General features: G+C 61.9%; 18 protein-coding genes. 12 read left to right on the top strand and 6 right to left on the bottom strand.

Translation table 11 applies throughout. The features are described from left to right. The first annotated feature begins 127 nt into the window (after positions 1-127). The 7 genes from DIE15_RS14020 to DIE15_RS13990 all read left to right on the top strand — a co-directional run bounded on the left by DIE15_RS14020 (position 128) and on the right by DIE15_RS13990 (position 10,383). Positions 128-1,354 (top strand): FAD-dependent oxidoreductase, encoded by a 1,227-nt coding sequence (locus DIE15_RS14020; protein ID WP_311771973.1) that lies wholly within the window; start codon positions 128-130, stop codon positions 1,352-1,354. A 33-nt stretch (positions 1,355-1,387) separates the two neighbouring features. Further along, positions 1,388-3,379, top strand: a complete 1,992-nt coding sequence (locus DIE15_RS14015; RefSeq protein ID WP_124833574.1) for a hypothetical protein — start codon at positions 1,388-1,390, stop codon at positions 3,377-3,379. Positions 3,380-3,599: 220 nt separating this feature from the next. Beyond that, positions 3,600-5,126, top strand: coding sequence for a ferritin-like domain-containing protein (locus DIE15_RS14010; RefSeq protein WP_124833573.1), 1,527 nt, complete (start codon positions 3,600-3,602; stop codon positions 5,124-5,126). Between the two features lie 9 nt (positions 5,127-5,135). Then, on the top strand, positions 5,136-6,572 hold the full coding sequence (locus DIE15_RS14005; protein WP_124833572.1) for a hypothetical protein: 1,437 nt from the start codon (positions 5,136-5,138) through the stop codon (positions 6,570-6,572). 88 nt (positions 6,573-6,660) lie between these two features. Continuing rightward, complete coding sequence (locus DIE15_RS14000) at positions 6,661-7,425, top strand: hypothetical protein (protein WP_260428255.1); 765 nt, start codon at positions 6,661-6,663, stop codon at positions 7,423-7,425. After that, positions 7,415-8,842, top strand: a complete 1,428-nt coding sequence (locus DIE15_RS13995) for a radical SAM/SPASM domain-containing protein (RefSeq protein WP_124833570.1) — start codon at positions 7,415-7,417, stop codon at positions 8,840-8,842. The genes DIE15_RS14000 and DIE15_RS13995 overlap by 11 nt, the downstream gene beginning before the upstream one ends. After that, complete coding sequence (locus tag DIE15_RS13990) at positions 8,839-10,383, top strand: NAD(P)/FAD-dependent oxidoreductase (RefSeq protein WP_124833569.1); 1,545 nt, start codon at positions 8,839-8,841, stop codon at positions 10,381-10,383. Before DIE15_RS13995 ends, DIE15_RS13990 begins: the two co-directional genes overlap by 4 nt. 175 nt (positions 10,384-10,558) lie before the next feature. On the opposite strand, the gene DIE15_RS13985 is transcribed toward DIE15_RS13990, so the two are convergent. The 3 genes from DIE15_RS13985 to DIE15_RS37660 all read right to left on the bottom strand — a co-directional run bounded on the left by DIE15_RS13985 (position 10,559) and on the right by DIE15_RS37660 (position 13,526). After that, positions 10,559-11,947, bottom strand: a complete 1,389-nt coding sequence (locus tag DIE15_RS13985; RefSeq protein WP_124833568.1) for a HipA domain-containing protein — start codon at positions 11,945-11,947, stop codon at positions 10,559-10,561. Beyond that, positions 11,944-12,216: a helix-turn-helix transcriptional regulator gene (locus DIE15_RS36990; RefSeq protein WP_185646513.1), complete on the bottom strand. Its 273-nt coding sequence runs from the start codon at positions 12,214-12,216 to the stop codon at positions 11,944-11,946. The genes DIE15_RS13985 and DIE15_RS36990 overlap by 4 nt, the downstream gene beginning before the upstream one ends. 692 nt (positions 12,217-12,908) lie before the next feature. After that, a complete protein-coding gene (locus DIE15_RS37660; RefSeq protein WP_260428254.1) occupies positions 12,909-13,526 on the bottom strand; it encodes a hypothetical protein in 618 nt (205 codons plus the stop codon). 590 nt (positions 13,527-14,116) lie between these two features. Between DIE15_RS37660 and DIE15_RS13970 the strand changes: the two genes are divergently transcribed. The 3 genes from DIE15_RS13970 to DIE15_RS13960 all read left to right on the top strand — a co-directional run bounded on the left by DIE15_RS13970 (position 14,117) and on the right by DIE15_RS13960 (position 16,836). Next, positions 14,117-15,625 carry a Fic family protein gene (locus DIE15_RS13970; protein ID WP_124833567.1) on the top strand — a complete coding sequence of 503 codons (1,509 nt, stop codon included), beginning with the start codon at positions 14,117-14,119 and terminating at the stop codon, positions 15,623-15,625. Positions 15,626-16,249: 624 nt separating this feature from the next. After that, positions 16,250-16,456, top strand: a complete 207-nt coding sequence (locus DIE15_RS13965) for a type II toxin-antitoxin system VapB family antitoxin (protein WP_124833594.1) — start codon at positions 16,250-16,252, stop codon at positions 16,454-16,456. Beyond that, positions 16,453-16,836, top strand: coding sequence for a type II toxin-antitoxin system VapC family toxin (locus DIE15_RS13960; RefSeq protein WP_124833566.1), 384 nt, complete (start codon positions 16,453-16,455; stop codon positions 16,834-16,836). Before DIE15_RS13965 ends, DIE15_RS13960 begins: the two co-directional genes overlap by 4 nt. A gap of 135 nt (positions 16,837-16,971) precedes the next feature. On the opposite strand, the gene DIE15_RS13955 is transcribed toward DIE15_RS13960, so the two are convergent. The 3 genes from DIE15_RS13955 to DIE15_RS13945 all read right to left on the bottom strand — a co-directional run bounded on the left by DIE15_RS13955 (position 16,972) and on the right by DIE15_RS13945 (position 18,872). Then, a complete protein-coding gene (locus DIE15_RS13955) occupies positions 16,972-17,259 on the bottom strand; it encodes a DNA-binding transcriptional regulator (RefSeq protein ID WP_057928706.1) in 288 nt (95 codons plus the stop codon). Further along, complete coding sequence (locus DIE15_RS13950) at positions 17,252-17,584, bottom strand: transcriptional regulator (RefSeq protein WP_260428253.1); 333 nt, start codon at positions 17,582-17,584, stop codon at positions 17,252-17,254. Before DIE15_RS13950 ends, DIE15_RS13955 begins: the two co-directional genes overlap by 8 nt. Positions 17,585-17,936: 352 nt before the next feature. Then, the gene (locus DIE15_RS13945) at positions 17,937-18,872 is read right to left on the bottom strand and encodes a nucleotidyl transferase AbiEii/AbiGii toxin family protein (protein WP_124833565.1); all 936 of its coding nucleotides are present in this window, start codon (positions 18,870-18,872) and stop codon (positions 17,937-17,939) included. A gap of 389 nt (positions 18,873-19,261) precedes the next feature. Here DIE15_RS13945 and DIE15_RS13935 point away from each other — a divergent pair, with 389 nt between their 5' ends. Beyond that, a complete protein-coding gene (locus DIE15_RS13935; protein ID WP_124833563.1) occupies positions 19,262-19,651 on the top strand; it encodes a TOTE conflict system archaeo-eukaryotic primase domain-containing protein in 390 nt (129 codons plus the stop codon). Positions 19,652-19,848: 197 nt separating this feature from the next. After that, complete coding sequence (locus tag DIE15_RS13930) at positions 19,849-20,574, top strand: hypothetical protein (RefSeq protein WP_124833562.1); 726 nt, start codon at positions 19,849-19,851, stop codon at positions 20,572-20,574. The last annotated feature ends 141 nt before the right edge of the window (positions 20,575-20,715 follow it).

The raw sequence follows: 20,715 nt of genomic DNA, 5'->3' as shown, positions 1-20,715 counted from the left end.
CGACGCATCGCCAAGCTTGAAATTGGCGTAATCAATTCCGCTTTTCAAAGCCTCTCTAAAGCTCGACTTAGCGACGCGGCCGTCGCTGCATCAATCGGGACCGTGATCTCGCGGATCGCTGAAATCGATGTGCTTCCGGATGCCCTGGAGCCCCAACATGCACGACACAACGCATCGTTATGACGTCATCGTTGTCGGTGGAGGGCCCATGGGCCTGTCGACCGCTTACCATCTCGGCAAGCGCAAGGCCAGGACGCTGGTGCTCGAGCAGTTCACCTTCGTGAACCAGCTTGGCAGCTCGGCCGGCGTGTCGCGCCAGTTCCGCATTCCCTATCCCGACGCGTACATGGTCAAGCTGGTCAAGCAGTCGATCCCCTATTGGGACGAGTTGCAAGGCTTGACGCCGGTGTCGCTCATGGACACGGTCGGCACCTTGTGGTTCGGCGATCCGTCAGTCAAGTCGACAGAGGGCAATATCCCCGCCGCCGAGCAAGCGCTGAAGGCTGAAGGGGTTGCCTATGAAACGCTGGACGCGAGCGAGTTGGAGAAGCGCTTTCACTTTCGCAATCTGCCATCGACGTATACGGGACTCTTTCAGGCCCAGGGCGCCAGCATCGATCTCGCGGCCACGCAGCGGACGCTGCTCGACTGGAATCAGCGTTCTCCCTTCGTGCAGCTGTTGCAGGAGGCGCCGGTCATCGGCATCGAGCGTCGGCAGGGCCTCTTTGAAGTGAAGACGCCGCTTGGGACCTTCAGTGCCGAAAAGCTGGTGCTGACGCCGGGCCCCTATGCCGACGACGTGTTCAGGCTGCTGGGGTTCCGTATCGCGGCGACCTACTGGAACATGGCCTCGGCCTACTACCGCAAGACCCGGCCGGATATCCAGTACCCCACCTGGTTCGTTTTCCAGAACCCGGTGGGCGACAACGGCAACCAGTTCTACGGCTTCCCGGAGGTCGCCTGGAATTACCCGGGCTATATCCGTGTCGCGTCCGATTTCGTCCTCGCGCCGCTGACGTCCCCCGATCAGCGCACACCCATTCCGAATCCCCAGGAGCTCGCGTTCACGGCCGAATGGGTCGGCGAGCACATGGAGGGTCTCGAGCCGGTTCCGCGCTTCACGTCGACCTGCCTCGTTGCACTCAGCAAGATCGCGAACAAGGAATTGCTGATCGACTTCGCGCCCGACTATGTGCCGAACCACCGCGACATCGTCATCTATGCGACCGGCTGGGCCGGAAAGTTCGTTCCGCTGCTAGGCGAAATTCTTTGCCAGTTGACCCTCGACGGTCATACCCCATTCGACATCTCGCACTTCTCCACCGGTAGCCGCTATTTCAACAAGCTGGCCTGAGCACAGGCCGCGCATCTACGGGAGCAGGACACCATGGCAAGCAAGACCTATTCGATCTTCGGGTGTGGTGCCGCCGGCCTGTACACGGCCTGGCGACTGTTGAACGGCCAGGCGCGAACGGGGGGCGATCCGCATCGGCAGTTGCAGCAGGGCGACGTCCTGGAACTCTTCGACTGGGGCAAGTACGATTTTTCGCAGGAATTTCAGGGTACCCGTGCGCCCGGTGCCCGGGTCTGCACCTGGCACTACAAGAACAATCCCGACCATTCGTACCTCGAGTTGGGCGGCATGCGCTATTCGCAATGGAACGGCAAAAACGACGGTAAAGCGCAGGGCCACCGGCTGGTCACGACGGTGATCGCCAAGCTCGGGCTCGACCGCTATGCCGTGCCTTTCAACGAATCGAGCGATCCCCTCTACTACCTGCGCGCCAGGAATCTCTATCAAAGCGATATTTCTTCGCGCAATCCGGCGCCGTACGCGGCCAACAACTTCGGTGCCGCGACCACGCCCGACCAGGGCTTCGCCGTCGTCGAGGCGGTATCGGTCACGAGCACCAGTGGTCCGAGTACGCGCAAGCAGTGGGACGCGTTTTATCAGGATGGCCGCATCACGGCCGAACTGCCGTCGAGCTCCATCTTCCAGAAAGGCGATCTGCTCAAGGACATCGGCTACTGGAACCTGATGTACGACCAACTCGGCTCGGAAGGCTATCAGTACGCCGCGGACGGCAACGGATACTCGTCCAACGTGATCAACTGGAATACCGCGGTCGCCTTCGAGGCGAACAACGAATTCACGCCGGGCAATCAGTACATGACGCTGACGACCGGCTACTCGGGCATGTTTCACGCATTGTTTGCGGCCATCGAGCAGTTGGCGAGGCAGCGAGGCGTCACGCTTCAGTATTACCCGAACCAGCGGCTGCGCTCCATCCATGTCGAGAACGGTGTCGTCCATTACACGATCGCGACGCGGGAAGATCCCTACCGGGAGGCTGCCCGTCGGGCCACGGCGGCCGCCTGGCTGGCCATGCCGCGCGCGGCGCTCGAACAGGTTGCCCAGGGCTCCCGCTATGACGATCGGGGCGGACTGGACGTCCTGAACGACCGGAAGGTCAAGCTCTATCTCGAGTCGGCCATCATGCAGCCGTCTTACAAGGTCGGCATGTTCTTCGAGAAGGAGTGGTGGCTGGACCCGGCGACGACCTATCCGCCCAGGATCAACGGCTATGAAGTAACGGATGCCGTGATCGCGTCGCTCAAGGAGCAGGACTTTCCGCCCGTGTTCCTGCACGCGATGTCCGGTTCGCACAAGATCCTGAATGTCCAGTTCGCGAGCGCCGACGCGCTGGTCAAGGCCGTGGAAGAAGCGGCCGACGAGCGGATGACCGTCAAGCAGGAAACGTCGCTGCTCATCGCCGCAACGCGCAACACCATGGGACCGAGCGTGACCGACACGCCGATCCGCATGGTGGTCTACTTCGGCAATAACGCGGCTGACAAAAATGCAAAGCCGGTCTACGGCCTGCTGGCCTCCTACGACGACGAAACCTTCACCACGTTTTGGCGCGAGTTGGAGCTCGGGCCGAACGAAGAGCGGCATGTGCCGATCGCCGACGATATCCAGCCGCTGATCGGGCCGCGCAAGGTGCCCGACAGAATGGTCAAGATGCTGCGAAAGCAGCTGGCGGAATTGCACTTTGGGCCGAACTCGAACTATGCGGACGTGCCCGAGCCGCTCGAGGCGGCCTATGTCGACTGGTCGCTGCCGCCGTTCCGTGCCGGCTACCACGCGTGGGCCGCGCACTACGACGTTGCCGACGTCCAGCAAAAAATCCGCAAGCCGTCGCAGCTGATTGACGGCAAGGATGCGCCCATCTTTATCGTCGGGGAATGCTATTCAAACGATCAGGCTTGGGTGGAAGGCGCCTATTGCACGGCGGAATCGGTGCTCAACGATTTCTTCGACATCGAGCCGTTGATTGATGATTCGGAATACCCGTTCATCTGCCAGCCACGCTGATTGTTCGGCGCATGCGGTCGCAGTTGAACGTGGCGCGGATCTCCAGGCGAGCTGGAGCCGGGGAAAGCGAGCGGGACGGGCGGTGACGCGCCCGCTCGAACGACCGCGCGGCCAGTCGAAAGACGGTTGGCGCGCATCAATACCGAAAGACCAGCCATTCCCTGTCGTTCTGCACGACCCTCTTTTTCAGACGTAGTTAATAAGGAAATAAGGAGCGGCAATGCAATCTCTCAGACTGTGGCGGCATCTCGCGCCCGGCGGTTCATCCCTGGAGCGGCTTGCGCTTGGCGAGCCGGTCGCCGAAGACACTTCCATCGAGCCTCTGCTCAAGCATGAGCTGTCGACGCGCGACTACGTCACCTATCTGCTGTCCATCGACGCGGAAATCGAACATTGCCTGATGGTGCAGTATCTGTACGCCGGCTATTCGCTGGGCGGGCCGCAGGTGCCGGAGGCGTTTCGCGACACGGTCCGCAATTGGCAGGAAACCATCCTCGGCATCGCCAAGGAGGAGATGGGCCACCTGATCACGGTGCAGAACGTGCTGCGTCTGATCGGCTCGCCCTTGCATTTCGAGCGTGACGATTACCCGTGGGATACGCCGTTCTATCCGTTCCCTTTCATGCTCGAACCGCTGACGCTGGATTCGCTCGCGAAATACGTCTATACGGAGGCGCCGCTCGATTGGGACGGCGGCGAGCTGGGCAAGGATATCCGCCGGCGCGTCGGCGAGCAGGCATCCAGGCCTCATCAGGTCGCCGAGCTGTTTCATACGCTGATTCCGCTCGTCAGGGACCACCTGCCCGATGACGTCTTCCAGGCCGACACCTACCGCTGCCAGGCGGATTTCGCCGAATGGGGACGCGGGTACAAGGGCGGCCACAGGGGCGGCGGCGGTCGCGCGCTAGGCGGAACGCCGGACGTGCTCGTGATGCCCGCCACCTCGCGCGACGACGCGGTGAACGCGCTGGATAAAATCGCCAAGCAAGGGGAGGCGCCCCACGGCAAGGATCCATCGCATTTCGTGCGCTTTTTGCGGATCTATGTCGAGATGCTTGCGGTCGTCGAAGGCGAGCTGTGCGGCGTCGACATCTGGCTTGCCGCACGCCCCGACGACTTTCTCGAAGAAGCCTGGACGGACGCCTATCCGGCAGCGGCGGCCGAGCTGCACGCGGCGAAGGTAGACGCCACCTGGCGGCCTTCGCGGCCTGTCGCGGTCAATCCCTACGTGGCGCTCGACCCCGAGCTCGAGCCGGAGCAGGGCGGCGCACCCGTGACGCCCATCACCGAGCCGGTGACCCAGCTGTGGGCGTCGCTGTTCAACCTGCGTTACCGCATGCTGCTGCAGTACCTGATCCACAGCTTCACGCTCTACGGCGGGCTCAATGCGGCCGGGCAGTTCACGCCGCGCGGCACGATCGTCAATGCGGCGTTCGGCGAGATGTACAACCTGCGCGCGCTCTCGGAGATCCTGATGCAGTCACGCGTGTCGAGCGAGTCGGAGGCGTCGCTCGCGGGGCCGCCGTTCCAGATGCCCTATACGCTCGACAGCCCGTTCGGTGAGGCGAACCGCTGGCGCGGGCACCTCGATCTGCTCGCAGCCTCGGAGAACCTCGTGGCGGCCTTGCTGGCCAAGACCGATGCCGCGCGCCATCCGTATTTGCTCAGTCTGCGCGAAGCCGACAGGAACCTGGCCGCCGTCGCCGGCCGCATCCTGTCCGGCGACGTCGACCTGGCGCTACTCTAGGAGCCGCACATGCCGATACTGGAACTCCGGATTTTGCCGCCCATCGCGGTCGGCAGGCTGGGCGCCGCGGCGACGCCGCTGGAAGCGTTCGACCTCGTCGTCGATCCCGACAACCCGCTCGACTTTCGACGCATCGTGCCGTGCACCACGCTGGAGGTGGACCCCGAAAGCGGCGAGATCGTGAAGGCCTATGTGCCCGACACGATTCGCTTCAAGGACGAGAACAAGAAGGTGCGGCCTGTCGCGCCTTTTCTCGAAGTGTTTGCGCGCACGAGCGAGGCGCCCCATACGCTGCAGCCGCTCACGCTGCAATTGCTCGCGGCGGAACATCTCGATCTCGACGCCTTACATTGGGATATCCATCTGGGCAACATCAAGATCTACCGCCGCACCAACGACGCGAACGACAAGATCCACGCGAACCTGACCGGCCTCAAGGATCACAAGCGGCACGCGATGCAAGGCCATTGCGAGCACTTTCGCCCGGGGCGGTATCTTCCGCTCGGCCACGTCCAGTTCGTCAAGCCGACCGCGCAGTTCCCCGAGATCCGCCTGCGCTACACGCCTGCCGCAGGTATCGTGTACGGCACGCGGCTGGTGCGCCGCACCTCGGACAAGGAACGCGAAGACGAGCTGAAGCTCGATCCCGTCATCGATCGCGACGATCTCCTGCTCTACGCCGAGACGCCGGGCAAGTGGCTCGGCTTCAGGGAGGCGGGCGGCCCCACGGAGGCGCATCCCGCGCCGACCAACCCCGCGCAGATTTTTGCCGGATACGCCGACAAGGATGGCAATCAAGTCAGCTGGGGCTATCTCGACGACGAATGCGATGGCTACGTGCAAGTCGTGCTGACGAGGAGGGACGGCTCCACGCTGCGTGCGCACGGCTATATCGGCGCCGGGCCGCCGGCCTATGCGCCCGATACCATGCCGGTGCGCGTGGTGTCCGACGAGATGGAGCAGATTCTCCATGGGATCCACGTCCCGGAAGAGAGCGTATCGATCGACGAAGCCACGGAGATCGTCCTGCGTGCGCTCGAAACGATCCGCCTCATGAACACCGCCGTCATGAACGGCAACCCGGTCAACGGAAGGCTCAACGTCGCGAGCACGATGGTGCGGCAGAACACGGCCGACTTCGAGCGCTATTACGAGCCGATCGCCGCCGAATCGATCGTCGACAATCTCGCGCTGCGTGCGCTGCACGAGCGCGTGTTCAGCACGCTGGCGGCGGGTGGCGCGCCGTGGTTCGCCAAGCTGCTGCGCCAGCCCGAGGACATCGGCGACCTGACCGCCGAGGGCTTGCGCAAGATGCCGGCCCTGATGCGCGGGGCGGATGGCCGTAGCCTGACGCTCACGCGCCGCCACATCAACCTTGTGATCAAGGCGGCGCGAGACGCGATGTTCGGACAACCTGATCCGAAGGGAGACAAGCATGTCGGCTAACGATCCGAACGTTCCGAAAGACCTCGAGCAGCCCGGCAACGGGGAGATCCGCGCGTCCAACCTGACCGCGCAGATTCACCATCGCGGCGTGGGCAATCCGGCCTCGATGCTGCCGCGCACGGCGATTTCGAATTGCTTCCCGGGCCTGGAGTTCGATTTCCGCAATCTCTGGCGGCGCGCATTCGTCGGCATCACGCTGGTCGAGAACAACAACTACGTCGTCGATGCGGAGCCGGGCTACGAGCATCTCAAGTCGCGCCGCCTGCTGAGCTTCGACGGCCACAAGGTCGGCACGATGGTCCTCACGAAAGGGCCGGTGCTGCCTGACGGGGATCCCGTCACGCTGGCGAGCAAGCCCAATCCCCATGCGGTGTCGTTCATGGAGTGGTCGAACTCCATCGCCCGCATCGTGCATTTGCAGGGCCAGTCGGTCGAATGCGAATTCACGGCTCACGAGAACGCCCTGGAAGAGGTGTACTACCACCAAGGCAAAACCGAGACCCTGAAGGCGACGCTCACGCTGAGGCGCTTTTTCGAGGGCGACACCGCGAGCTTCAACCGCGAGATGCTGAAACCGGGCGAGCTGACGCAAGGCCTCTGCGCGCCCTGGCAGAACGACTATCGCGAATGCGCGTGCTACTACTGGGCCGCGTCGCGGCCCGACTTCGTCAATGTCGAGCCGGGCGACGACGGGCTGGCGCGCGGCGACATGTGGCTCTCCAAGCGCCGCACGGGCACGTACGTGCCGGACAATCGCGTCGACACGCGGCTGTGGTCCTACGACGATCTGTTCCGGTCCTGGCAGGAAGATCTTCAGTTCGTGATCCGAGGCAAGGATGCCGATGAAACCTGAACCCGCCGTCGAGCCGCGCGCGGCGGCGCGGCTCGCGCCGCTGGCATCGGCGATGGCGGCGCGCATCGTCGAGGCGTCGCGCCCGCGGCATCCCGGGATCCACGTGGTCGAGGATGCGGAGGGCGCGCAACTGTTGCTCGTGAACGGCAGCCGCCTGTTTCATGTGCCGCACGATCTGCATGACGCGTTTCAGGCGGCGCTCGAGGACGGGGATGCGCAGGCCGTCGCCTCGCTGGTCGCGAGCCGCGGGCTCGACATGCGTCCGGCGATCGACGACGAGCCGTTGACCGAGATGCCGGTGCACGCGTTGTCGCTTGCCGTCGCGCAGAAATGCAATCTCGGCTGCACCTATTGCTACGCCCAGCAAGGGGAATTTGGCGGCAAGGCGAAGAACATGCCGCTCGAAACCGCGCTTGCGGCAGTCGACCTGCTGATCGAGCAGGCGAGCGAGGGCGGCAAGATCAATCTTGCATTCATGGGCGGTGAGCCGCTCGCCAATCGCGCGGTGCTGCGCGCGGCGACTGACCACGCGCGCAAGCGCGCCGATGCCCGCGGAATCCGATGCCAATTTTCAGTGACGACGAACGGCAGTCTGCTGCAGGAAGACGACGGGGCGTTCTTCGAAGAGCACGGCTTCGCTGTCACCGTCAGCCTCGACGGCCCCGCGCCCGTGCATGACCGCTTGCGTCCGTTCAAGGGCGGCATGGGTTCGTTCGATCACATCGTCGAGCGCGTGACGCCGTTGCTTGCGCGCCAGCGGCGTATGCAGGTCTCGGCGCGCGTGACCGTCACGCCGTTCAATCTCGACTTGCCGAGCACGCTCGATACTTTCGTCGACATGGGGTTCCACAGCGTTGGCTTCTCGCCGCTGCTGCGCGCGTCGAACGGCCGCGCGGAAATGGGCCCGGACGATATGGCAGACATGCTGCAAGGGATGATCGCCTGCGGGCTCGCGTTCGAGCAAAAGGTCATGCGCGGCGAGCGCTACCCGTTCTCGAACATGCAGAACGCGCTACGCGAAATCCAGCGCGGCACGCATCGGCCGTATCCGTGCGGCGCAGGGGCGGGGTATTTCGGCGTCTCCGCCGATGGCGAGCTGGCGGCGTGTCACCGCTTCGTCGGCGACGAGGCCGGCGTCATGGGCCATCTCTCCACGGGCGTCGATCAGGCGCGCCAGACGATTTGGCTCGCCGAGCGTCACGTGCACAAGCAACAGCCCTGCAATGCATGCTGGGCGCGCTATCTTTGCGGCGGCGGATGCCATCACGAGGTCCTCGAGCGCGGACGCAGCGCCTGCGATTACATCCGCGGCTGGCTGCACTATGCAATCGGCGCGCACGGCAGGCTCGCGCGCTATGCGCCGGCCTGGTTTGCCGGTTCGCCTGGCGCGTCGTCTAGTGGTGCGGGAACGGCGTGAATCGCACGTTCGACATGCTCGTGACCGGCGCCGGTCCCGCTGGCCTGTGCGTGGCGCTTCGCTTGAACCATCTCGGGCATCGCGTGCTGCTCGTCGAGCGAAGCCCGCTATGGCCTCGTCCGCAGATCGGGGAAGCGCTGACGCCGGGTGTCAGAAACATCATCGACTACCTCGACGCGGACGAGGTGCTCGACTCCGTTCCCATCCTCGCAGGCAAGCCCACGAGCGTACGTTGGACGAGCGAATCGATCGAGACGGTGACGCACGAGGGCGCCGTCGTGGAGCGCGCCGCATTCGATGCGGCGCTGCTGCGCCTGGCCGTGGCGCGCGGCGTGGAAGTGCTGCGGCCGGCGAACCTCGCGCAAGTCGCCGGAGCGGCCGGTGCCTGGCGCGTGCAAATCGCTACGCCCGACGGGCGGCGGAGCGTCGACGCGCACGTGCTGCTCGATGCCCAGGGCCGGCAGAGCCGGCGCGAGCCGCAGCGCTTGCAAGCGCCTCGGCTGTCCACGGTATGGGCCGAAGCCGCGATGGAAACACCGGCTGCGCATGCCGATGCCGCCACGCGCGTGGAAGCGCTCGATGACGGATGGATGTGGGGCGCCGCGCTGCCGGGCGGCCGTTACCGCGTTATGTTCACGTTCGATCCCTCCGCGCGGGACGACGCGCTCGAACGCGGGCCGGAGTCTGTCTTGCGCAACGCCTGCACGCGAAGCGCGTTGTTCAAGGACATGGCAGGTTTGCCTTGGTGCGATTCGCCGCGCATGTGCGTATCGACGCCCTACGTCGACGCGCTCTCCTGGCAGAACGGACGTATCAAGCTCGGCGACGCGGCCTTCGCGCTCGACCCGATCTCGTCCTCGGGCGTCGAGAAGGCGATGCGCTTCTCGCTCCAGGCCGCTATCGCGATCAACACGTGGTGCCGGGCAAGCGATGCCTCGGAGCGCGAGCTGGCGCAGCGCTTTTACGAATCGCGCCTGATCGAAAGCGCGGCGCGTCACCTCGCATGGACCGCCGGGTATTACCGTCAGACATGGTGTGCCGAATCGCCTTTCTGGCGCCTGCGCTCGACGCCCGCATTGACGTCCGATACGGTTGCGGCGTCCTCGCTCGGCGACGAAACCGCGGCGCGCGTAGACCTCATGACGCACGCGCTGCAAGACGAATTGGCGCACGTGCCGTCGAACCAGCCCGAGCCCAGCAAGCCCGCGCCTCCGTTGCCCTTGCACAGCCCGATCCGCTTCGCCCGCAATACGGGCATTGTCGTGGTGCCTTGCGCGACCGGCGACCGCGTCACCGCGCATCCCGCCTTGCAGCATCCGAGTCTTGATCGACCCGTCGCGTTCTGGAATGGCGTGGCGCTGTTTCCGCTCCTCGATATGCTGACGCGGGCAACGCATCCGCTCGAGCTGATTGCGTTTCTCGGCAGATCGATGGAAGCGGCCAGGGCGCAACAGCTGCTCGCATGGCTGTGGAGCAAGCAAATGGTCGAACCCGCTGTCTTCGGCGCGGGAATACCTAGACGCCACAGGAACATTCGATGAGCAACGAACAAGCCGTTTACCAACGCATAGGGGAGTTTGCCGTCCCATTCCAATGGATTGAGAACAAGCTTCGGGAAATTGGATGGTTCATCCTCGATCCAGATGACCCTGAACCGGAATTAGTCCCGATCGGAAGTGGAGATTTCCGGCGCGGATTTACCAAACCCGCAGGCCATCATTCGAAGAGTCCGGGGTCGACCCGCGGCACCTCCCGCGCGAGCACAAGCAGTCGATTCGCCTGCGCACTGACGAAATCAGACACCTGGTGCACGACGTCGCGCTCGCCGCCCACGTAGACCTCAGAGGCCGCCAGCTCGGGCGCGAGCCGCAGGATGCCGCGAGCCATGACGCCTATCTCGCGAGCGAGCTGCGTGGGACGCGTGCCCGTACGGCGCGCAAAGTCCGCAAGCGCGTAGGGCGTGACCTCTTCAGGCAGGAAGGCATCGCCATAGGCCATCGCCATGTCGCGCTCGACGTGCTCGCCATAAGCGTTGACGGACACGAGGTCGTACATCGGTGCCGGTACGAGTCCGGCGGGCCGCACGTGCATCGAGAGGTTCTTACCGTGGGCGTCGCTATTGCCGAGCAGCAGCTGGAGGATGGACCAGCGCAGCAGATAGGGCCGCGCACTCGCCGGCGTCACCATCTTGTCGAGCAGTGTAAAGAGGCGCTCAAAGCTCACCCCCTCGCGGATGTTCCGCACATCCGCGCCCGCACCCAGGTTGCGCTCATACTTGAAGGTCGACGGCAGGTCCAAGGCCTGACAGGCGTCGATGACGTGCGTTCTCAGCACGTGCTTCGCACGGCCCGGGGCGTCGGCATCCCATTGCACGATGCGGTCAAACCGCTCAATGAGCAGGATGGGCTCCGGCAGGCGACGAATCGACACAGGCGCAACAGGCAACTGCAGGCGCGCGAGCACATTCAGGCGTGCGGCCAGGGTCATGCAGAAGTGCTCGTTGGCCACCATGTACGGCATGTGCGGATTCCGGCTTTCGGGCTTTAGCAGATGCGTCGAGCTGAGCGAGCCGTCGGCAAGCGCGAGCTGCTCGCCCTCGACGAGGACCTGCAGCTTGTCCTGGTAGCCGGCCAAGGACAGGCGCACTTTGCCGTCCCAGACCGGAAACGGAATCGCATCGCGCTCACGGATACGCTGCCCTAGCTCTTCATTGGTGATGGGCCGACGCATCGGCTCGTCCATCTGCTCGTGGGCGATACGCGCCGCCTCGTCAGGCGTCGCATCCATTGCGAGGAAACTGAACGCTCCGACCGGCTCTTTACCCAGCAGGCGGACCAGTGCAAAGATGTTGTTCTTCGAGACCTGGTTGACGATCGACACGATGTCGAGCGCGCGGCCTTCGGGCAGCAGGTTTTCCAGAAAGCGCTGGACGGAACCGGGGCTATCCGGCGCGCGGTCGAGCGGGAGGGCGGGCGAAAGATAGTACGCCGCGGGATTGTTCTGCCACGCCGGGGCATACCCGAAGCCGTAGCGGTCCTCACGCGACTCGAAATTGAGAACCCCGACCGCGTCACCGTGCGTCGAAACGTGCAGAACGTGGTTCATACGTCGGTCTCCTTGTCTCCACGCGATGCCTCGGATGTCCGACCACCGTGCACCATCGGCAGCGCGGGTTGTAGACGAATCGCCTCCTCCTTGGTAGTGACCAGCAGGGTGAGCCCGAGCCCAAAAAGCACGCGCAGCAGCCGATCGACTCCGACCGGCCCGCCGTTCTCCAGCCGCGAAAACACGTTCGACGCTACGCCGCACGCGTGCGCGGCGTCGTCGATGCGAAGCGATAGCTCCAGCCGGCGGCTGCGCACCAGTTCGCCCAAGGCCTTGAGGTCCTGAATTTGAGGGCCCGGTCGCGGTCCGGGCGCCGAGAGGGTACGCGCCATAGTTTCTCTATTCGGAAATTATCCGGTCATATTCGAGCAATTACATGGTAATTTCCCGTTGGAGAAACAATAACCCAATCTGGGTCAATCGGTCAATAAATTCTCTATCGAGAAATTATCCTGCTGGGTTCAAGCGGCTGTTGGGCGGCACGAATCCGGAGGGCGGTCGGCGGCACCTCGACGATTCTCCGTTGTGCCGCCTACCGCGACGCAGGGCCCGTGTGGCTTATTCCGTTTAGTCCGGCCGCGTTGCAGCGTGTTTGGCCAGGAAGGTCGCGATCCCGTGGGTACGCGGGATCGCTTCCGTGACCGCCTCATGCGAGACCGTCCCTGCGTCGAGTAGACGGATCAGATCGTCTTCCCAACGCAGCAGGCGATGGGCGGTCAGGAACTCGTCAACCTCCGTGAACCCATTGAGCGCCCCGACGTCTTGCGCCGTTCGCGATGTAGAGGTCAGCGACCGATTCGATGCCGCCGCTCGTAGGAATGTCTACGATGGCCGAAATGGCGATGATACGGTTCAGCAGGCTTTCCTGCCCCGTGGCTCCACCGAAGCGGGCGGAAGCCATGAATACCTGTGAGAGGTCACTGCCGTAAGTCCCACTGTAAGCAGCGCGTCCTTACTGACCTCAAGCAGCTGGTCGGTCCGGGTGTAGCCCGGGGGCGTAGATGATCCGTCGATACCCTTGCGCGTAAGCGCTTTCGATCGACGGAAGGTACGGCAGCGCACGAATGGCTTCCGGCACATCCCAATCCTTCGATGGGGTGGACCGGTGCCGGGGCATCACGCGGGCCGCAGGACCCACATGCTCTGTCAACGAGAGCAACGCCGCCACGAGATGAATCGCTGCATGATCCTCTATAGCGCCCGAGCCGAACAGAACAAGGCCGTTCGCACGGGCCGCCAGAGCATTGCGCAGCGGACCAACAACGGAGGCGGGCAAGGCGTCCGTGGTCGCCGTGGTGGGCGCGAACGCGATGCGCGGCCAAGGTCTTTCGAACGGCTGACGGGCTTCCAGGTCGGCGTCGTCAGTGACGACGCCGATCAGTGCAATGTCTTCGTCCGAATAGCCGGGGCGCGAAGTGACCATGAGCTGGACGTCCTCGTGCAGCGCCTCAGGTGTCGGCGTGTCGAACAGCACCACCACACGATGATCGTAGTTCAACGCGTGAAGGCAAGCCGTCTCCAGACGTTCGGCCGCATCGTTCCAGGATTGCTGATCGAGTTGCAGCGGCGTGATTGGCATATTGACCGACCTGTTTGCCGACAGCGCATTATCGGGGTTGTTATACCGACTCGATAAACTGAAGGGGCGGATAGTTGCAGTTCCGCTCCTTCATATTTCAGGACACGCCGGAAGAGGGCGGATAGCGCTGTTGGCGAAACTCTGGGCGCTACCGGTCGGCTCTATGGGCAATCCATCTTTATACAATTGGGGCGGCGGCCAGGATCGTGCGCCAGCCGCTGTCGTCGAGGCGCCGCCTGCCAAGGCCGGCGGCGCGTTCATCGAGTGGGGAAGCTGCGCCCCGAGCCAACCGAGGCAAATGCGCGGGATACGTACCCGCGTCTGGCGGCGCTCGATGCGCACGCAGACTGAATCGAGCGGGCAAGCAGGGACGATCAGACCGCACGCGGTGGCACCCAGCAACTAGCGGCAACCGAGATGGTGCACGCGAGCGGACGGCTACGCGATTGGCACGGACCGAAGCGGTGACCATGTCGGTCGACCGGCTCGTCGGCCTCGAGCGTCAACCGGGGCGAAAATTTTTCGAGCGATTGAGACGAAACCTCAGATTTGTGACAAAATTTCGAGCACCGTGAATAAATTTCGAGACCATGTCCCAACTGGAGCCGGTCGGCTATGAACACCTGATCAGAACGCTGAGCCTGCCCGTCCGGCCGCTCACGCATCCGTCCTTCATCAGTGGCTCGGTAAACCGCCGGGTACCAGCGCACAACGGTTTCTGGTTTCCTCGCAGCGTTGCGCTCGAGGAGACGCTGGTTGGGCATCTTGAGTTCGCCCTCCGGCACGAAGGCGTGAACCTCGAGGTCATCGATGCCGTGTTCGAGCACCTGCCAGAGGGAGAGCTGGCTCGCAGGCTTTCGGCGTCACCCAACGGCGCCCATATTCGCCGGGCATGCTTCCTGTGGGAATGGCTGACCGGAAAGAACTTATCCGTAGAAGTTGCGCCCACCGGCGCGTACGTCGACGCGCTTCCTGACAATGAGTATTTCACGGCCGGGCGTCCGACAAACATTCCGAAGTTTCGCGTGCGGGACAACCTCCCAGGCACGCCAGATTTCTGTCCGCTCGTGCGTCGCTCGGCCCTGCCGGAAAGCCCAACGCTGGATGAACTGCTCGACGAAGCGGATCACGCTCTGGACCGCCTGACCAACCCCACGCTTTATGCGCGGGCCGTGAATTACCTCTACCTGTCGGAAACTCGCAGCAGCTTTGGCATTGAGCGGGAAAAACCCAGCGCCGACAAAGCCGAGCGGTTTGTTCGATCGCTGGCACATGCCGGTGAAGAAAAATTGGTCACAGAGAACTGGTTGGTCGAGCTGCAAAACGTCATTGTGCGCGACGTCTTCAGCCAGGAAGCATCCTACCGTACGAAGCAGAACTGGCTTGTGGACGGGGCGCAGCGGGTGACGTTTTTTCCGCCGCCTCCTGAAGACCTCCGGCGGGCCATGGCAGGCTGGGAACGCTTCGTGAACGAAATCGACCTTCGCTGCCCGGAGCCCTTGGTGAGAGCAGCCTGCGCCGCTTTTGGATTCGTCTACTTGCATCCCTTCCTGGATGGCAATGGTCGGATTCATCGGTTCCTTATCCATCATGTCCTCAATGGCTCGCGACGCTTACGAGGCGGCGCCATTGTTCCAGTCTCGGCGGTCATCCTTCGCCACGAGGAGGACTACGCAAACGTCCTCAAGGGGTTTTCGGTGCCGACCACCCAGTTGTGGAACTACTTCATCAGCGATCCGGACCCAATAGTCACACAACATCCGGGCGGCAGGCCATACCGCTTCTTTGATGCCAGCCGAGAAGTGCACTTTTTGCACGCGATGCTGGTGGAGGCTGTCCGGACAGAGCTACCGAAGGAGCTGAGTTGGCTCAGCGGTTATGACGAAGCCTTCAGGCAACTGGACGCAGAGTTCGACCTGCCCCAATCCGACCTGTCGGCGCTAATTCGTATGGTGAAATCCAACGGCGGAAAGCTCTCTGCAAACAAACGCAAGCAATACTTCCATCTCCCTGACGAAGTCATCTCGCGAATTGAGGAAGTTGTCCGAGAGTCCTTTGCCAATAACGGTCCACCACCAACAGACAATGCAGCTTCCTGAGTTTCCGGCACGAGGGAATTTGTGAATGTTTCTCGAAACTAGTTCTGATGAAGACTATAAAATGACAAAATTTCGAAAGTTGTGAACGTTTTTCGAGCGGACCGGCCAAGTACAGCGTGGAGGGAAATTGTTTTCGAGCTGAAACCCCGGAAGCAGTGCGTGCGCCGAGCCAACTTGAAATTTGAAATAAGCTAAATTATCGATACATTGGGGTCGGAGTCATAATTAAGACTTCGCACCCGCTGCGCATGTCGGTTTCTGGCTGCGTCGAGATAATTTGCCGTCGGGCGCTACCGTTTTACTCGGCCGGAATTTGTGCAGCAGCCCGTTGCACAATTACTGTGGTCGCGCGACAAGCTTGACGACACCCCATTGCCGCCTGGGTATGCGGAAAAGTCGCTCGAGCACGGATGCGCTGGCAGCGTGTTGACCATGCGGATCGAGACGGCTACCCATCTGCGCGCCGGCAATGCCGCGACGAATTTCGCCAGCGTTCATAGTCGGATCTCTCTGCCGAAAGCGTCACAGGCCCCATTTCAGGCCGACGGTGATCCGTTTATCAACGACTGGATCGCTGCCAAATTGATGCTAAAATTGATGCGAAAAATCATCAAAGGAGTCATCATGCGTACCACCGTCACCGTCGACGACGCTCTCTATGCACGCGCACTCGAACTCGCCGAGCCGGGTATGCCGCCGGCAGACCTGTTCCGGGCCGCACTGGAAACGTTCGTACGTGTCCAGGCTGGCCAACGCCTTGCAGCGCTTGGCGGTCGCGCGCCCGACATGCCGGATGTGCCGCGACGCAACCCGGAAGCCGCTGCCCGATGAGCGTTCTGGTCGACACGTCCGTCTGGATCGAGCATTTCCGGCGGCCGCTACCGGCGCTTATTCAGCTGCTGCGCGTCGATGACGTCTTGACGCATCCACTAGTGATGCTCGAACTGACGTGCGGGACGCCGCCCGAACCGCGGGCCCGAACCCTGGGAGATCTCGCGCTATTGCGCCAAACGCGCCTTGCGACGCCAAGCGAAGTAGCGGACTGGATCGAGCGGGAACGGCTGTATGGACGCGGATGTGGCGCCGTGGATTGCACTCTGTTGGCGTCGGTGCTGTTGACCCCGAGCACCTGGCTCTGGACTCGCGATCGGCGACTCGCGCAGCTGGCCGAGCAATTCGGGGTTCAATACGTATCGCCTGACCTCCATTGAGCGGAGCCAGTACCTGTTTTCGAGTACGGTCCGTCGTGCAAACGGCTCGCTTGCCGATCTCATCGTTCATCCGAATCAGCCAACCGTCTACGGGTTCACGAATCACGTTCGCCATTAAAAATTCCAGAATTAGAATCAGCCGGCCAGCTGAAGATCCTTCAGCGCTTCGGGATGTTGCACGGCGACGCGCAGCAACGTCTGCGCCGCCCCGGTCGGGTTCCGACGACCCTGTTCCCACTGTTGGTAAGTGCGCACCGACACGCCGAGCAGGCCGGCAAACTCTGATTGCGACATGCCGACCTTCGCGCGGGCGATGGAGGCCTCTGTCGGCTGCACGCGCGTCACGCGGCCAGCTACGCCGGCCTTCATTTGGCGGACCGATTCCAGCAGGTCCGCTTGAAACTGTTCCATTTCCTTATCCACGATCGATTTCCTCACGAAGTTGATTGAGAAAGCTCGTCGGCAGGTTGTCGAACTTCGCTTTCGTGTACGCGATCAGCAGCCAGATTTCGCCATCATCGAGCAGGTTGTAGTAGATGACGCGTGAACCACCGCGTTTCCCCATCCCGGCGCGCGACCAACGCACCTTGCGCAGCCCTGAAGTGCCGGGAATCACATCGCCAGCCAGAGGGTTGTCCGCGAGCCAGTTGATGAACGCTTCTCGCTCGCCATCTCGCCATATTTCGTCTGCGTAGCGCTGAAACAGCGGGGTTTCGATGATTGTGTATATGGCGCATTTGTACGCCAATGGCGCATAGTTGGCAAGCTATCGGGTGTCTCGCTAAACTGTATATCCATACAGGTTTGGCGGCAGAAATGGGGACGGTTTGGGGGGCAGGTGGGGGTAATCGTTCGAATCGTGCGAAATCTGGCGGTGACTGCTCGCAGAGGCGCTTACTGCAAGGCTTTGCGGCCTTACGGTTTTCACGAAACATGCAGATTTGCAAGTCGTTGAATCACAAGAGATTTTTTGTCGCAACCGCCTATAAATGCACGAAAGGTACGACTCCCCCTAGACTGGCTGGTCGTCACCGCCTTTTTAATTGGAGTGCGGGCGGGAAAGCTCTGTCTCCGATTGTGTGAGAGCTTCGTGAGGCTTCTTACTGCAACTCAACCGGAAAAAATCGGGCTCTGAGCATCGCCTCCTGATCGAGGAAGCGCTTTTCGTCCCTGACTTTGAGTCTCTTCAAATTTTCGATTTTCCAGCGAATCGCTGGCATCTTTTGCAGGTGTTCGTAAGGCATCACCGACCACTCCGGCTCAAGCCTAACCAGCGACAAAAGAAACTTCCGATGGGCTTCAGTCAGCGCTTGAGGAAGCTCATCATGCATACGCTGTTGCACGGCTTCAAGTGGCGCCAAACCAATTTCGTCGACCGTCATGCCAACGAACCCTGCGTCATAATCGTCGGCGAGAGAGCGGGGATGCGCGAAGAGCACCTCGTGAATCGGGCGATTGTGACCCGCGAGGTAAGCGACAAAGGCGTCCACGATGTCTTCACGCATTCCTAGGGTGTCGTACATATGCTGTACATCGAAAATGTCGCGAGGGTGCTGTCGGTCTAACGCCGCAACCAGCTTGCTGCCATAGAGTTCCGCGTCGCTAAGTGTCGGTACCTCGAAATCCACGCGAAACAATTCCTGAGCGCGTGGTACAACGCTGCGCGTAACCGTTGGCATCAAAGTGCCGCGGAAAACGTAGTTCACTTCGACTTTCACCTGTGCGTCATGTGACGACACGAGGAGTTTGACGTCGTCCCCCTTATTCTTGCCCGTGGCTCCCGCGACGGTGACCGCATAGCCTTGTCGCTCGATCGCAGTCCTGGCTCGTGCAAGGTCCGCGTTGATGATCTTGAGTGCCTCGTCCCGGTTCGGTTCATGCGCGCGCATGACCACGTCGATATCAACAGATAGTCGCGGCAGGTCCTGCACGAACATATTGATGGCCGTACCGCCTTTCATCGCGAAATGAGGCGAATCGAACACCTCGGGTGCGACATGAGCCGGGGGCAACTCATTGCTCGCGCGCGTCGCCATGCCCTGCGACTCTCGTTGCGTGCGCGCGAAGCCTGCGCCCCGGGTGAGATCGGGAGGTTCGGCCTGTGCCTCACAGCAGACGGCGAATCCGTGCGTCTCATCGCGCACCTGCGACGTGTGCCCCGTCGTCGCAAGCCGATGCGGTCCGGAAAACCCGTGAGAAACTCCAGCTCGCCCCCACGGGATCCGCGTCAGACCTCGCTGTTTTGATAACGATGCAGTGGTGAGTGTCGAGGCGGGAATACATTGGCCGAATTCAGTGCGGTGCCCCGCAATCAAAGCTCACCATCTCGGCGAAAGTGAGCGCCGCCACGTGAGTCGTTGGACACGAGTGCATCGGTCGAAATGCATCACTCCCTGGCCGAGCTCGATACAATCATCGAATCAGCATGGGGGATATAGCGATATGCGACAACGGACTTGCGCACCTGCCTGCCAGCGCCCTCGGGATGCAGGCGCTGACGGATAACGTGGTGATGGGCGAGAGAAAACCACCGCGTGATGACTGGAACACTCTCACGCGTGTTGAACTGCTGGCGGAACTGGCGCGTCTTCAGGCAGAAAACGCGAGGCTCGCCGCATTGCTGCCATCACCGGTCCGATCGCAGGACAAACCCATACGGATCGCTGCGTGCGAGCCATCCGCGGCCGCCCGAAACCCTGACATGCCAATGCTGTCGCCGCCGCAGAAGGTGCAGCTCTTCCGGCGGTTGTTTCGCGGGCGCACCGATGTTTATCCGCTTCGTTGGGAGAGCCGGACCTCTGGCAAATCGGGTTAGGACAGTGGGCGAGCGGGTAACAGTTTCTCGCTCGCCAACACGGTGGAGACGCAATTGATAGGCGGCCGCCAACTGTGGTAGGTCTTGCAGGCGAGCGCTTGACAAATCTCCAGGTACGGCAAGTCACCTCTCGCGAATGAATGTGCGGCATAATTCTGAGTAATGCGACTATAGTCGGATCCGGGGCGAAAGCAAAAATGGGGAAAAAGGCCGAGTTTCGGTTTTATGTTCGTGCGGCAGACGGGAGAATTTCAACCACCTGGAGCATCGTAGCGTCAAGAAGTGACGTTTACGTAACCCCGCTGCTCATGAAGGAAAGCTCAAAAGTCAGTCTCCATCAATCAGGCGACTGCAACTGGTCTCTCAGAAGCGAGTACCTTCAAGCGGGTGGACCTTCCGTCAATGGAGCTCGCCACATCGCTCAATGGAAGCACATAGATGCGTCGAAGCCCGCTCTACGGATCTTGATACCAGAATCTGAACTTCGATCGGACAATCGAACTACCCAGAAGAAAGTCTCGATCCTTGACCTTAAACCTGGTGTTGATGCGATATGCATAAATTGCTTCGTGATTGGCGGCGATGCGTCCGCGGCCGCGCCGATAGGTCAATCAACTAAAATATTCGAGCACGCTTTGGAGAACGGGGCGACGTTCTCCTGCCTTCTATCCTATCGCCAGATTAATTCGGATGAGCGCGAGGGGCTTATTCGGGTCAAAGACTGGGCGGCACGCCAGACTGAGAAAAATGTTTATGGCGTAGCACGGATTCACTTTCCAGGGCGTGTAAGCGGTCTGTTGGAATACCGACCATTGCACGCCCCCTACGTCCTAAGCGATCCGTTGGCCCGCACCACATGGCGTCGCGATGCGACGGATGTCGCGGCGCATATTGAGCCAAGCAACACAGAACGTTCAAAGTAAAACCGCTTTGATAGTTGTTCCCACAGACGAGAAAGGGGCCTTGTAGTGATCAATCACGTTCTTGATCCTGTGATCGTTCAGGCCTGACGGGGCTGTCGATGCTGTCGGGCCGGCCGACTCCATGACCCCGCGCAAGGCCCG

The organism is Burkholderia sp. Bp9031, assembly GCF_003857965.1.
Lineage (GTDB): Bacteria > Pseudomonadota > Gammaproteobacteria > Burkholderiales > Burkholderiaceae > Burkholderia > Burkholderia ambifaria_A.
Note: the sequence above shows the minus strand (reverse complement) of the source record. Positions and strands in the feature narration are given on the sequence as shown.